Origin of the sequence: Halobacillus faecis, from assembly GCF_007991335.1 — a bacterium.
Lineage (GTDB): Bacteria > Bacillota > Bacilli > Bacillales > Halobacillaceae > Halobacillus > Halobacillus faecis.
The window spans coordinates 25,336-39,670 of the sequence record NZ_BJYD01000024.1 but is presented as its reverse complement, the minus strand read 5'-3'; the positions used below and the strand labels follow the sequence as shown (position 1 = coordinate 39,670).

At 46.1% G+C, this 14,335-nt stretch carries 11 protein-coding genes; all 11 read left to right on the top strand.

All coding sequences use genetic code 11. The annotated features are described in order from the left end of the window. Nucleotides 1-11 precede the first annotated feature (11 nt). The 11 genes from secA to HFA01_RS13105 all read left to right on the top strand — a co-directional run bounded on the left by secA (nt 12) and on the right by HFA01_RS13105 (nt 14,335). Nucleotides 12-2,525 (top strand): preprotein translocase subunit SecA, encoded by a 2,514-nt coding sequence (gene secA, locus HFA01_RS13155; RefSeq protein WP_146816967.1) that lies wholly within the window; start codon nt 12-14, stop codon nt 2,523-2,525. Nucleotides 2,526-2,593: 68 nt separating this feature from the next. Continuing rightward, a protein-coding gene (prfB, locus tag HFA01_RS13150) for a peptide chain release factor 2 (protein WP_146816965.1) occupies nt 2,594-3,698 on the top strand; the annotation gives its coding sequence in 2 pieces (ribosomal slippage) (nt 2,594-2,665 and nt 2,667-3,698; 1,104 coding nt in all). 101 nt (nt 3,699-3,799) lie between these two features. After that, on the top strand, nt 3,800-4,681 hold the full coding sequence (gene galU / locus HFA01_RS13145) for a UTP--glucose-1-phosphate uridylyltransferase GalU (RefSeq protein ID WP_146816962.1): 882 nt from the start codon (nt 3,800-3,802) through the stop codon (nt 4,679-4,681). A 227-nt stretch (nt 4,682-4,908) separates the two neighbouring features. Further along, nucleotides 4,909-5,748: a YitT family protein gene (locus HFA01_RS13140; RefSeq protein WP_371860342.1), complete on the top strand. Its 840-nt coding sequence runs from the start codon at nt 4,909-4,911 to the stop codon at nt 5,746-5,748. A 51-nt stretch (nt 5,749-5,799) separates the two neighbouring features. Continuing rightward, nucleotides 5,800-6,210 (top strand): cytochrome c551, encoded by a 411-nt coding sequence (gene cccB, locus HFA01_RS13135; protein WP_146816958.1) that lies wholly within the window; start codon nt 5,800-5,802, stop codon nt 6,208-6,210. Nucleotides 6,211-6,441: 231 nt separating this feature from the next. Continuing rightward, the gene (ftsE, locus tag HFA01_RS13130; RefSeq protein ID WP_146816957.1) at nt 6,442-7,128 is read left to right on the top strand and encodes a cell division ATP-binding protein FtsE; all 687 of its coding nucleotides are present in this window, start codon (nt 6,442-6,444) and stop codon (nt 7,126-7,128) included. Between the two features lie 373 nt (nt 7,129-7,501). Further along, a complete protein-coding gene (locus HFA01_RS13125; protein WP_146816955.1) occupies nt 7,502-9,001 on the top strand; it encodes a S41 family peptidase in 1,500 nt (499 codons plus the stop codon). Between the two features lie 110 nt (nt 9,002-9,111). Continuing rightward, nucleotides 9,112-10,299 carry a PDZ domain-containing protein gene (locus HFA01_RS13120; protein WP_146816953.1) on the top strand — a complete coding sequence of 396 codons (1,188 nt, stop codon included), beginning with the start codon at nt 9,112-9,114 and terminating at the stop codon, nt 10,297-10,299. A gap of 80 nt (nt 10,300-10,379) precedes the next feature. Then, on the top strand, nt 10,380-11,036 hold the full coding sequence (locus HFA01_RS13115) for an AraC family transcriptional regulator (protein ID WP_146816951.1): 657 nt from the start codon (nt 10,380-10,382) through the stop codon (nt 11,034-11,036). Nucleotides 11,037-11,272: 236 nt separating this feature from the next. After that, nucleotides 11,273-12,112, top strand: coding sequence for an ABC transporter ATP-binding protein (locus tag HFA01_RS13110; RefSeq protein WP_146816949.1), 840 nt, complete (start codon nt 11,273-11,275; stop codon nt 12,110-12,112). Nucleotides 12,113-12,265: 153 nt separating this feature from the next. Further along, nucleotides 12,266-14,335, top strand: a complete 2,070-nt coding sequence (locus HFA01_RS13105; RefSeq protein WP_146816947.1) for a sensor domain-containing diguanylate cyclase — start codon at nt 12,266-12,268, stop codon at nt 14,333-14,335.

Genomic DNA, 14,335 nt, shown 5'->3' with positions numbered 1-14,335 from the left:
GAGCGGTTGCAATGCTTGGTACTTTAAAGAAGATCTTTGGCGATGGAAATACACGTCAATTGAAGCAATTGGAAAAAATCGCAGATGACATCGACGCGATGGAATCGCAAATCGAAAAAATGTCTGATGATGAGTTAAAAAATAAGACAGAAGAATTTAAAGAACGCTATCAAAATGGCGAAGATTTAGATGATATGTTGGTCGAAGCTTTCGCGGTCGTACGTGAAGCTTCTAAACGTGTGCTTGAAATGCGCCCGTTCCGTGTCCAACTGCTGGGAGCTATAGCCCTTCATGAGGGAAACATCGCCGAGATGAAAACCGGTGAAGGTAAAACACTGGCGTCAACGATGCCTGCATACTTGAACGCGATTACTGGAAAAGGCGTACACATCATCACGGTCAACGATTATTTGGCGAGCCGTGACGCGACAGAAATGGGCGAGCTTTTCCAATTCCTTGGACTGACCGTGGGATTAAACTCAAACGGTATGTCGAAGGATGAGAAGCGTGAAGCCTACCTAGCGGATATTACGTATGGTACGAACAATGAGTTCGGATTCGACTACTTGCGTGACAACATGGTGCTATACAAGGAGCAGATGGTTCAACGTCCGCTTCACTTCGCGATCATTGATGAGGTCGACTCGATCCTGATTGACGAAGCACGTACACCGTTGATTATCAGTGGTTCGGCATCAAAATCCGCTGATCTTTATCAGGGAGCGAACTCTTTCGTTCGTTTGCTCGCAAATGAAGAAGATTACACGTACGATGAAAAAACGAAGAACGTTCAGCTGACAGAAGAAGGAATCAACAAAGCCGAGCGCTTTTTCAAAATCGAGAACTTGTTTGATCTTTCTAACGTATCTTTAATCCACCACATCAACCAGGCGCTTAAGGCGCATACGTCGATGCAGAAGGATACCGACTATGTCGTTGAGGAAGGCGAAGTAGTTATCGTCGACCAGTTCACTGGTCGTCTTATGAAAGGCCGCCGTTATAGTGACGGCTTGCACCAGGCGATTGAAGCAAAAGAAGGCCTCGAGATTCAGAATGAGAGCCAGACACTTGCTTCCATCACATTCCAGAACCTTTTCCGTATGTATGAAAAGCTTTCCGGTATGACCGGTACAGCGAAGACCGAGGAAGAGGAATTTCTGAACATTTATAACATGCGCGTCATCGTTATTCCGACGAACCGTGATATCGTCCGTGATGACAAGGCAGACCTTGTTTACAAGACGATGGACGGGAAGTTCAAAGCGGTTGTTGAAGATATTAAGGAACGCCATGAAAATGGTCAGCCGGTGCTTGTCGGTACGGTAGCGGTCGAAACGTCCGAAATCATTTCCCGTTACTTGACGAAAGCGGGTGTGCCGCATAACGTCTTGAACGCGAAAAATCACTTCCGTGAAGCGGAAATCATCGAGAACGCCGGTCAGAAAGGTGCGGTTACGATCGCGACGAACATGGCCGGTCGTGGTACCGACATCAAACTCGGAGAAGGTGTCAGAGAAGCTGGAGGTCTGGCGGTCATTGGTACAGAGCGTCACGAATCCCGCCGAATTGATAACCAGCTGCGTGGTCGTGCCGGCCGTCAGGGAGACCCGGGAATGTCCCAGTTCTACTTGGCGACAGATGACGAATTGATGCGCCGTTTCGCATCTGACAACATTCGTAGCATGATGGACAGACTCGGAATGGACGATTCTCAGCCGATCGAAAGTAAAATGATTTCCCGTGCCGTTGAATCTGCACAAAAACGTGTAGAAGGAAACAACTTCGATGCGCGTAAGACGATTCTTTCTTACGATGATGTCCTGCGTCAGCAGCGTGAGGTCATTTACAAGCAGCGTTATGATGTCCTCACTTCCGAAAACTTACGTGAAATCATTGAACAGATGATCGAGCGCACGGTTTCTAAAACGGTAGGAGCTCATACGAGTGATGAGGAAGAAGAAAACTGGGAGCTCGAAAGCCTCATCGAATACCTGCGTGCAAACTTGCTGCATGAAGGCGATATAACGGTTGATGACTTGAAAGGAAAAGACCCTCAGGAGATGGAGGAGCTGATCCTTGAAAAAGTGAAACAGCGTTATGACGAGAAAGAAGAAGAACTGACGCCTGAACAGATGCGTGAGTTTGAAAAAGTCATCTTGCTTCGTACGGTCGACCAGAAGTGGATGGATCACATCGATCAGATGGACCAGTTGCGTCAGGGAATCCACCTGCGTGCCTACGGTCAAAACGATCCGCTTCGTGAATATAACTTCGAAGGTTTCCGTATGTTTGAACAGATGGTTGCCAATATTGATGAAGAGGTCTCCCGCTATGTCATGAAGGCACAAATCCGCAACAACCTGCAGCGTCAGGAAGTGGCTCAAGGTGCTCAGGCTGTTTCTGGCGGCAGCGAAAATAAAGAGAAGAAGAAAAGAACCCCGATCGTGAAAAAGGACGAGGTCCGTCGTAACGATCCATGTCCTTGCGGGAGCGGGAAGAAATATAAAAATTGTCACGGTAAATAAGAGGTTGAGGCACTCTCTTTCTAGAGGGTGTCTTCCCTTGTGTTAAGAATCATATAGGAGTGATGGATATGGATATGGCAGAAATCCGCCATGCATTGGATAATACAGCTAAGCGATTAGCGGACTTCAGGGGGTCTCTTTGACGTCGATCAAAGAAAAACCCGTATTGCAGAACTAGAAGAACAAATGACAGAGCCTGGCTTCTGGGATGACCAGAACACGGCGCAGAAAGTCATTGACGAAGTGAATGGACTGAAAGGGTTGGTCCACACGCTTGAAGATCATGAAGAAACGCATGAGAATCTGGAAGTTTCTTATGAGCTTGTCAAAGAAGAAGACGATGAAGAATTGCGTGAAGATCTCGAACAGGAAGTTCAACAGTTGAAGAAAGACCTTGACCAATTTGAGCTGAACATCCTGTTGAGTGAGCCTTACGATAAGAACAACGCGATTCTTGAGCTTCACCCGGGTGCTGGTGGTACCGAGTCTCAGGACTGGGCGAGCATGCTGCTTCGTATGTACACACGCTGGGCAGAGAAGAAAGGTTTTTCTGTTTCGACGATGGACTATCTTCCTGGGGATGAAGCAGGTGTGAAGAGTGTCACCCTGCTTATTAAAGGGCATAATGCCTATGGCTATTTGAAAGCGGAAAAAGGCGTGCACCGTCTCGTCAGAATTTCTCCTTTCGATTCTTCCGGCCGTCGTCACACGTCCTTCGTGTCATGTGAAGTGATGCCAGAGTTCAACGATGAAATTGAGATTGATGTTCGGACAGAGGACTTGAAGATCGATACGTATCGTTCCAGTGGTGCCGGTGGACAGCACGTCAACACGACAGACTCTGCCGTACGTATTACGCACTTGCCGACAAATACAGTCGTGACATGTCAGTCTGAACGTTCTCAGATCAAAAACCGTGAACAAGCGATGAAGATGTTGAAGGCGAAGCTTTATCAGCTGGAGATCGAACGCCAACAGCAACAGCTTGACGATATCCGCGGCGAGCAAAAAGAAATCGGATGGGGAAGTCAGATCCGTTCTTACGTGTTCCACCCTTACTCCATGGTCAAAGACCATCGTACGAATGAAGAGGTTGGAAATACCCAAGGCGTGATGGATGGGGACCTTGATAAATTCATCAACTCCTACCTCCGCTCGAAAATGGATGGTTAATTATAGAAGACTCTCACGATGGTGGGGGTCTTTTTTTCTGTTCAGTATTCACTATTTTTGCTACTATGAAGGTATCTTACATACAAAGGGGCGAATAAAGAATGAAGGTGAAAAAAGCGATCATTCCTGCAGCTGGACTCGGCACACGTTTTTTACCCGCAACGAAAGCGATGCCGAAAGAAATGCTTCCGGTTGTCGATAAGCCGACGATCCAATATATCGTAGAAGAAGCGATTCAATCCGGAATCGAGGATATTATCATCGTAACAGGAAAAGGGAAACGTGCGATTGAGGATCATTTTGATCATGCGTTTGAACTTGAGGATAATCTTTATAAAAAAGGAAAGCTTGATCTCCTTGAAGAAGTTCAGCAATCCGCTGAAGTTGACATTCATTATATTCGCCAAAAAGAACCGAAAGGACTTGGACACGCCGTCTGGTGTGCCCGTAAGTTTATCGGAGACGAACCTTTTGCCGTGCTGCTTGGAGATGACATCGTTCGTTCGGATGAACCCTGCCTGAAGCAGTTGATCGACCAATATGAAGAAACACAATCCTCAGTCATCGGTGTCAAACAAGTCCCGGAAGATGAAACCGATCGCTACGGAATCATTGCCCCTGAAAAACAAGAGGGCAGACGCTATCAAGTGAAGCATTTTGTTGAAAAACCGGCCGTCGGTGAAGCACCATCGAACTTGGCCATTATCGGTCGCTATGTGTTCGCACCGGAAATCATGGATCTACTTGCCACTCAGGAAGAAGGGAGAGGGGGAGAAATCCAGCTGACAGACGCAATCGAGCGCTTGAATCTTGATCAGCCTGTGTACGGGTACGAGTTTGAAGGTGAGCGATTTGATGTCGGTGACCAGCTCGGCTTTATAAAAACGACCCTCGCCATCGCGATGGAACGGGAAAACATGCGGGATGATGTCCTTGCCCTATTAGCAGAGATTATGGAAAAACAAGAATCGATGAACTCATAAAAGTAAGCGGCGGGTCTCTGGACTCGCCGCTTTTTGTATAGAAGGACCAAGGAAACAAAAACTAACTGGAATACGACATCTTGCTCCTTTACCGTGTTAACACGTTATTCTGCTCTCATTTACAGGAGAATTTGCTAGTGTTATACTCCTTACGGTTTATGGAGAACGATACATAGGGAGAGTCGAACAGCATGATGATGATGGCAAAAAAATATCGCCGGGAGCCGATGCCACCGGCACTTAGACAAGCATTGGATTATGGGTTGGTTATTCTTGGATCCTTTTTTGTGGCATTAGCATTCAATTTATTTTTACTACCGAATAACATCGCTTCCGGAGGGGTCGCGGGTGTTAGTACGATCACAAAAGGCGTGTTCGGCTGGGAGCCGGGCGTTGTCCAGTGGGTATTGAACATTCCTTTGTTCATTATGGGGGTTCTCATCTTAGGGAAAAACTTCGGACTGAAATCATTTGTCGGGACCGTTACCCTGCCGTTGTTCGTTTTAATGACGAGTGAAATGGCACCAGCAACACCGAATCCATTGCTAGGAGCGATTTTTGGTGGAATGGGCGTCGGACTCGGTCTTGGCATCGTTTTTAGAGGACGGGCTTCGACAGGCGGGATCGACTTGGCCGCACAAGTCCTGCACAAATTCACCCATCTACCACTTGGTATCAGTGTCGCTTTATTGGACGGAATGATTGTGCTCACATCGGCGATTGTATTCTCACTCGAAGAAGGTCTTTATGCGCTTATAGGGTTATTTGCGACCAGTCGGACAATCGACTTTGTACAAGTTGGACTGAACACATCGAAGAACGTGATGATCATTACCGATGAAGTCAATGAAGTGCGTGCCGCCATTTTTGAACAAATCGACCGTGGAGTTACGGTATTGAGTGGGGCTGGTGGATATACAGACCAGGAGCGGCGGGTCGTCATGTGTGTTGTCCAACAGAATGAATTCATCAAATTGACACAAACCGTAAAGACGGTTGATCCGGGGGCGTTCGTCGTTGCCATGAATGCCACCGAAGTGCTTGGTGAGGGTTTCAAAACTTCATGACTCGGTTATAATATCTCTATATCTCATGAAAATACGAGAGGGGATACCAGAATGAAAAAACTATTATCTGCTCTATTTTTAGGGCTGATCCTCGTCTTGAGTGCCTGCGGGGGCGGCGGAGACGAAGGAGCGACCGATGACAACGCAAACGATGAAACGACAGAAGAACAAACGGGTGAAGATTCCGGCGAAGGTACAGATGAAGGCACTTCAGACAGCGGTGACGGTGGGACCGTAGACACAGCTGCAGCAGAAGAAGTGTACCAGAACAACTGTGCTCAGTGCCACGGCGGTGAACTTGGCGGAGGAATGGGACCGGCTTTGACAGAAATAGGGTCTAAGTACTCAGCTGATGAAATCGTTGATATCATTAAAAATGGTAAAGGCGGCATGCCGGCTCAAAAAAACGTATCTGACGAAGATGCTCAACTTGTAGCAAGCTGGCTTGCGACAATGGAATAAGCTTTCAGGAAAAGTCTGGTGACGCCACCGGGCTTTTTTTTATAATAGGCTCATCTGTGAAATCACAGGTGAGCCTTTTGCAACCTTCATTCGAGCGCATCCACTCCTATGAAAAACAATTGTAATAATTTCATGTCTAAATAGATCGAAAATTAATGTTATAATGAATGTGTTTGTAGACAAGAAAGAAGACAACTGACTTAACATTATGAGAGATACAGGTGATTTTACATGATTAAAATGCAAGGAGTATATAAGACATATCCGAATGGAGTCACAGCTTTGAACGGCTTGGACATCCATATTGACCAAGGGGAATTTGTCTATGTTGTAGGACCAAGTGGCGCTGGTAAATCAACCTTCACAAAGCTGATTTACAGAGAAGAAAAACCGACCACTGGAACGGTACTCGTGAACGACATGGATACATCCACAATGAAGCAGCGCCGCATTCCGATGCTGCGCCGTCAAATTGGTGTCGTTTACCAGGATTTCCGTCTATTGCCGACACTGACCGTTTATGAAAATGTGGCCTTTGCTCTTGAAGTAATTGAAGAAAATCCACAAAACATCCGCCGTCGTGTCATGGACGTCCTTGATCAAGTTCGTTTGAAAAACAAGGCACGTTTCCTTCCGGATGAACTTTCTGGAGGAGAGCAGCAGCGTGTATCGATTGCCCGCGCGATTGTGAACCATCCGAAAGTATTGATCGCAGATGAGCCGACAGGTAACCTGGATCCAGAGACGTCCTGGGAGATCATGCATATTCTTGAAGAAATCAATACGGCAGGAACAACTGTACTCATGGCGACTCACAGCCAGGAAATCGTCAACACGATTCGTAAGCGAGTGATTGCAATTGAAGACGGTATGGTCGTCCGTGACCAAAGCAATGGAGAATATGGATACGAAATGTAGATGTATGAAGACTGTCTCATTTAGGAGATAGTCTTTTTCTTTTATCTTTCGTGAAGTCTGGCACCTGCTCACCACCATTTGGTGCCAGGCACTAGAAAGGCTGAGTGTGGTGCCTGACACCAAAAGCGGGTGAAGCGGTGCCAGGCACCATACAAAGCTATTGGCATACCTGTCATCACACATGAATTTCTACGATTCTCACATCCGATCCAAATACAGGTAGATAGATAAGTGGGGATGTCCTATAATGAAATGGACATGCGATCGTCCGTTTTGGCATAGGTTAACTCAGGGAATAATCATGATTTACGTTGAAGGCGCTTTTTTGCTAGTATAGAGGCAACATGAAATCCAAAATAGAAGGGTGAATGCGATGAATATAAAACCGCGCTACGTTGCGCTGTTGATGGCGCTAGCGGTCCTATTTGGAGCGGCAGGCTCTTACATAGGAATAGAATACTTCGCTGACGGCACGAACGACCAGGCACAATCCGAACAGTATGCAGATAAAGATGCGGAGAACTTTGGGAGTCTGTCAGAAGAGGAACAGAAGGCATTCATACAAAGTATGTCAGGGAACACCGATTTAAAAAAGGTGGAACAGGCATTCAGTACAATCCAAGAAAATTATGTAGAAGAAGTAGATAAAAACACCCTTGTCGAAGGGGCCATTCAGGGAATGCTTGATACACTCGAGGATCCCTATAGTGTCTATATGGACCCTGAAACGATGGAGCAGTTCAATCAGACCATTGAATCCTCTTTCCAGGGAATTGGCGCGGAAGTGAGTATGGTCAACGACAAGGTGACGATTGTCGCTCCTATCAAAGGTTCACCTGCAGAAGAAGCTGGCTTGAAGCCGAATGATCAAATTTTGAAAGTGGATGGCGACAGTGTAGAAGGTCTTGACCTTTATGAAGCCGTTCTTAAAATCCGTGGAGAAAAAGGGACGGAAGTGACGCTGCAAATCGACCGCCCCGGGGTCAGTGAACCACTTAACATCGATATCACCCGTGATGATATTCCATTAGAAACGGTGTATAGCGATACAAAAGAAATCAATGGCAAAAAAGCCGGCATCATCGAAATCACTTCTTTTTCTGAGAAGACTTCCGATGAATTTCACGAAGCGCTAGAGAAGCTTGAAAAAGATGGAATGGACGGGCTTGTCATCGATGTCCGTGGAAATCCTGGAGGCTTATTTACAGACGTTCAGGAGATTCTGAAAGAGTTCATTCCGAAAGATAAGCCAATCGTCCAGGTGGAAGATCGTAAAGGGGAGAAAACCCGTTACTTCTCTGAAAACGAGGAGAAAAAGCCGTACCCAATCACGGTCTTGATGGACGAAGGTAGCGCATCCGCTTCTGAAATCCTAGCTGCGACGATGCAGGAAGCAGGCGGCTACGATCTCGTCGGTACGAAGAGTTTCGGTAAAGGAACCGTTCAACAGGCGTTACCGATGGGCGATGGCAGTACAATCAAACTAACCTTGTTCAAGTGGTTGACGCCGGACGGCAACTGGATCCATGAAAAAGGGATTGAACCAACGGTGAAAGTGAAACAGCCGGAATACTTTTACACCAATCCGGTTGAAGTGGAAGAACCGCTTCAATACAATGACAATGATGAAAAAGTGAAAAACATCCAAATTATGCTGGAAGGTCTTGGACATGACCCTGGCCGTACGGACGGTTACTTCAGCAAAGAAACAGAAGCTGCTGTCGAAGCGTTTCAGCAAGACGCGGGCCTTGAAGCTACAGGAGTCGTTGATGAAGAAACCGGAGGCAAGCTTGAAGAGGCCATTATCAAAGAAGTCAGAGATGAGAAAAACGACAAACAAATGCAAAAAGCGGTCGAGGTCTTGTTTCAATAAGCAGGAATTTGCCGTTGGATGACGAAATATATCCGTAGTCTGCGACTGCGGATTTTTTCGTTATTGGGTAGAAGCAACAGAGAGCGACACGACTTGAAAGGAGAATCATGTTGGACGTTTGGTTAATGGAATTTGCAAAAGGGATCGGGATGATGTTCACCCTCCCATTATTATACATAGCTTTAGCGATGATCTTCATCGTTTCTGGTAAGAGAATCAAACAGGAAAGAGCGACGTTCGGCACAAGAATCTTCGACCGCTTTTCCGAATGGAAAGGAACATGGGGAACGGCGCTTCTAAGTGGCTTTATATTATCCGCGATGGCGGTGGGGGGAGGAATGGTAGTCAGTTATCCGCTGCTGCTCCTCCTATCCGGTGTTTTCCTGGTTGTCAGTTTGACTGGGCGTTTGAGCTGGTATTCATCTGCCTATACGCTTGGTTTAAGCTATCTAGTCTTGCTCGTCATTCCTTACCTACCTCCATCTGTGCAAGGTTACGAATGGGTAGCAACCCTCCAGGAGACACCGCTCCACACACTTGCGGTTGTGATGGCCGTTCTTTTAATGACTGAATCGATCCTGATGCTGCGCACAACGGCCTCTCATACGTATCCCGAACGATTGAAAGGGACACGGGGGATGTGGATCGGTCAGCATAGGTCAAGAAGGATGACCTTCGTTCCGTTCCTGGCCCTGCTTCCAGGAGGGATGATTGATGCGTTTGCCCCGTGGTGGCCGATGATTTCGCTTGGGGGAGATCCATACGGGCTCATTCTCATTCCTTTTGTCATAGGTTGGGAATGGAAAGCGCGCGGACAGTCCCCTGTTCGTGCAGCAAAGACGATGGGACGTCATGTATTTCTGCTGGCGATCTTCGTCCTGGGGCTAGCTGTTGGGAGCTTTTTCATAGGTGTACTATCGCTTGCGGCTGTGATGGTCGGCCTCGTAGGCCGTGAGTTCATATTCGTGCTTCACCGGATGCGTGAAGAGAAAACGCCGTTCTTTTCTTCTGCGCAAAAAGGCATTCGTATTCTAGGTGTCATCCCTGGGAGTCCGGCCGATCAAATGGAACTGATGCCTGGTGAAGTCATCGAACGGGTGAATGCGATCCCTGTACGAACAGAAAATCAGTTTTATGAAGCACTGCAAAATTCAGGAGCGTTTACGAAAATGGAAGTGCGTGATGAATCCGGAGAAAATCGCTACGTGCAGCGGGCGATGTATGAGGGTGAACACTACGAACTTGGACTTGTTTTCGTTGAACCTGCGACTCATGAAGCTTCGGTAGGCTTTTTCTAATGATTGGAAAAGGAACGGTTATCTCCTCCTTTAAGGTGCTGGATGATAACCGTTTTACTTTTTAAAAGGGGGGAGAACCCATGCAGACTCTTCACATTTTGAATGGGGAAGAAATGGAAAGGTTTTTTCAAAGCAAGGAATGTATGAAAGGGAAACCGATGATTCCTTTTAATGAGGCGATGTGTGCAGGGGAGACCTGTGAAACGATCTTCTCAAATACATTTATTAAAAGAAGGGCTCTCATGCATGGGGTTTCGGAGGGAGAATATAGACAAAAGACCGTAGAAAAACTGGAGGCAGTCTTTGATGAAGGACGAGAACATCTCACGTTATGGTTTGATGAGGATATGTTCTGTCAAATCAATCTCCTCACCTTACTAGCATGGCTCGATCAAATCGGTTACGAATCGAAAGTTGAGCTTTGTCTAGTCACCCAGAAATTCGAGCCTCTTGCTTCACATACGCTTCATGTAGAGGGATACCATTCGTTGTATAAACAGGTGCTGATCAACCGGACGATGCCACAAGAGGTATCTCTGCCTGCGTTACGAAAGGGAATGGAGTTGTATCTTCACTACAAGGATGTGGATAATGAACTTGTGGGATTCATCCAGCATCACCCTGAATTACCGGAAGAGAAGCTCGTAGAATTGATGATTATAACTTTTCAAGAATATGGACTAGGAGATGTTCAATACTTCCAGTTGATCAGGAACGTAAGAGCGTCTCAGTTATGAAAAAGAACACTCTTTTCTCTTTTTCTCGAAAGGTTTTCCTTTCCTACTAGGTGTTCTCATTTCTTCTCGTCATGCATACACTTTCCACAGTCCAGTGATGAAAATGATTCTCAAATTCATTGACAGAGTGGAACCAAGCCCATAAACTAGAAGATAGAGAAAATATAGAATTCGTGATTTTTCGTGTAGCTCCAACAGCGATAGATTTCGTAGAGACATAAAGGAGAGGTCAGATTATGGATACCCTGTTGGCGAATAATTTAACTCTAGGCTATGGAGATTCCATCATCATAGATTCATTGGATATTACGATCCCGAAAGGCAAAGTCACTGTACTCATCGGTGGAAACGGTTGCGGCAAATCCACGTTGCTTCGTTCGATGGCTCGTTTATTGCGTCCAAAATCAGGAGAAGTTGTGCTGGATAGTGCGGATATTTCCAAAATGCGTACAAAAGATGTGGCGAAGAAGATGGCGATTCTTCCACAAAGTCCGACAACTCCTGAAGGTCTCAGCGTCTATCAGCTTGTAAAGCAAGGCCGTTATCCTTATCAAGGGTTCGCAAAACGCTGGTCGGATGAAGATGAAAAAGCTGTAACGCGTGCGCTTGAAGATACGAACTTGATGGAGTTGAAAGATAGAACGGTCGATTCTCTGTCTGGCGGGCAGCGTCAACGTGCCTGGATTGCGATGACCCTTGCTCAGGATACAGATATTCTCCTATTGGATGAACCGACCACTTATTTAGATATGACCCACCAGATTGATATTCTCGACTTGCTCTTCGACTTGAATCAGGACAATGGACGTACGGTTGTCATGGTGCTTCATGATATTAACCTGGCCTGCCGATATGCGGATCATATTATCGCAGTGAAAGATAAAACGGTTTTCGCACAAGGGAAGCCGGAGGATGTCGTGACTTGTGACATGATGCAGCACGTATTTGAAATGCTTTGTGATGTCAGAGAGGATCCTCTTTTCGGAACACCGATGTGCATCCCGCATGGAAAAGGGCGCTGTTTAATCAAACAAGCGCAGGCGGAAGCTCAGGCTCAACAAAAACAAACCGTATAAAACAAAAAAGCAATGTGCCCTGCACATTGCTTTTTTTATCTATCTGGAAAGGATTTCTGACTTTTTGGTAGAAAGATACATAGAGAAGCAGGAACTAAACATGGTAACATGGTATACATGTGTAAATACGATTAATGATTGAGGGGATAATCCATGGAACGAGTGAAAGAATGGATGGATCAGGGAATCATAGCAGGGATTGCTGACCGCATTCCCCATGAACACTTGTTACATATGCTTATGGATGGAATATCCGACTATATCTTTTTTATGGAAGTCGTCGATGAGAGGCGATTTAAATATATATATATGAATGAATCTGCCAAAAACTATTCTCCGATTAAAGGAGCGGGATGGGAAGGCAAGTACATAGAGGATCTATTAGGCGAGCAGCAAGCCGAAGATTTAATTGCAGCCTATCAAAGGGTCGTCAGAAAAAAAGAAGCAATTACATATGAAGATGAAATCATCGTCAATGGGAAACTTTTCAGAGGACATTCCGTGCTGACCCCGACCATGGACGAAGCAGGTGAAGTCACACACATTGTTGCGATCACAAGGAACATTACAGAAGTGATTGAAAAAGAGCGCGATCTCAGCCGGATTAACGCCATGTATCGTTCGTTGATGAAGGATACGACGGATGCGATCTTGATTGTCGATACATCAGGCAACGTACTAGAAGCGAATCGTGCATTAGAAGAGCTGTACGGCTATACAAAAGAAGAAATGCAAACCACTTCATTCCCTTTTGTTCCTTGGAACAGAAAAGAAGAAGCGGAGGAGCTTGTTCGTAAAGGGAAAGAAAGAGCGATTGCCCGTTATGAAACGGTCCGCAAGAGAAAAGACGGAGTGCTTATCGATGTTTCCATCAGTATATCTCCGATTCAAAGCGAAAGCGGGGAAACGATCGGGATCAGTTCGATTGTAAGAGACATTTCAAAAGATAAGGCTGCTCAGCGGAAGTTGGAAGCGAGCAGGTCCCGCTATCGGTCATTATTTAAAAATAATCCCCAGCCAATTTTAACGCTTACTTTCCAGGGATTGATTAAGAAAGTGAACACAGCGACATTGCGTCTCCTGAAAATGGAGGAAGAGTCCATGGTTCATACCTCGATTATCGATTGGGTGCCTAAAGAGCAGAGAAGCTGGCTGAGGAAGCAGTTGTTAGAATCCTTTTTCCAAAAAGGTACCCGGTTTGAAACGAGCTTTTGGATGGAGGGAGAAGAGCGTATTCTCCGTGTTTCTCTCGTTCCGATTATTAACGAGGGTCAGAAAGAAGGAATTTATGCGATTCTTGAGGACAGGACGGATCAAGTGAGAGCCCATGAAGCATTAAGGCAGAGTGAGGAAAAATTCCGTCTGATTGCCGATCATTCCAATGATTTGATTTCTGTTTTCTCCCCAATGGGAGAGCTGGTCTATGCGTCTCCTTCACAGACGAAATTTCTAGGTCGTGACCCGCAGGAGATGTCTTCAAGGGAAATGATGCAACAGTTGGAACCAGATGATTTGAATAACCTCTCCAAGGCTTTCAAGTGGAGCGAAAAGAGTAAAGAAGCGTTCACGGTTTCCTTGACATTAAAAAGCCAGAATGGAGAACCGGTCTGGTTTGAATGCCGGGGAACGCCGGTTGTCAGTGAACACAATCAGGTCAGCCATTTTGTGATCGTGGCCCGGGATATTTCCGAGCAGAAGAATTATGAAGAAAAGCTTGAGCGTTTTGCTTTCTATGACTACTTGACGGGCTTGCCGAATCGTAGACTGTTTGAAGACCGGGTCGAGCAGGCGATCGCCAAGGCTGAACGGTCCGGTGAATCGTTTGCCCTCCTTTATTTAGATGGGGACGGGTTCAAGTGCATCAATGATGAATATGGTCATGAAATCGGAGATGAATTTTTGTGCAGTGTCGGAAAGCGGATGAAAGAATGCATCCGGTCCGGAGATTCTGTCGGCCGGATCGGCGGGGATGAATTTGCGATTCTTTTGGAAAACATTGCGGATCGGAATCAAATCTATGACGTATCCATGCGCGCTCTTGAGAAGTTAAGAGAGCCTTATATAGTCAAAGGAGAGGAAATCCGTTCCTCCTTCTCTATCGGAGTTGCCTGTTATCCTGAAGATGGACAGACATTGGATGACCTTTTCCGCTCAGCTGACAAGGCGCTTTACAAAGGAAAGCGTGACGGGAAAAATCAGGTACGCCTATACAAACACCATTGA

Excerpts from the sequence above, each read along its gene's own strand:
- secA (WP_146816967.1), top strand. The coding sequence starts at position 12 with ATGCTTGGTACTTTAAAGAAGATCTTTGGCGATGGAAATACACGTCAA.
- galU (WP_146816962.1), top strand. The coding sequence starts at position 3,800 with ATGAAGGTGAAAAAAGCGATCATTCCTGCAGCTGGACTCGGCACACGT.
- HFA01_RS13140 (WP_371860342.1), top strand. The coding sequence starts at position 4,909 with ATGCCACCGGCACTTAGACAAGCATTGGATTATGGGTTGGTTATTCTT.
- cccB (WP_146816958.1), top strand. The coding sequence starts at position 5,800 with ATGAAAAAACTATTATCTGCTCTATTTTTAGGGCTGATCCTCGTCTTG.
- ftsE (WP_146816957.1), top strand. The coding sequence starts at position 6,442 with ATGATTAAAATGCAAGGAGTATATAAGACATATCCGAATGGAGTCACA.
- HFA01_RS13125 (WP_146816955.1), top strand. The coding sequence starts at position 7,502 with ATGAATATAAAACCGCGCTACGTTGCGCTGTTGATGGCGCTAGCGGTC.
- HFA01_RS13115 (WP_146816951.1), top strand. The coding sequence starts at position 10,380 with ATGCAGACTCTTCACATTTTGAATGGGGAAGAAATGGAAAGGTTTTTT.
- HFA01_RS13110 (WP_146816949.1), top strand. The coding sequence starts at position 11,273 with ATGGATACCCTGTTGGCGAATAATTTAACTCTAGGCTATGGAGATTCC.
- HFA01_RS13105 (WP_146816947.1), top strand. The coding sequence starts at position 12,266 with ATGGAACGAGTGAAAGAATGGATGGATCAGGGAATCATAGCAGGGATT.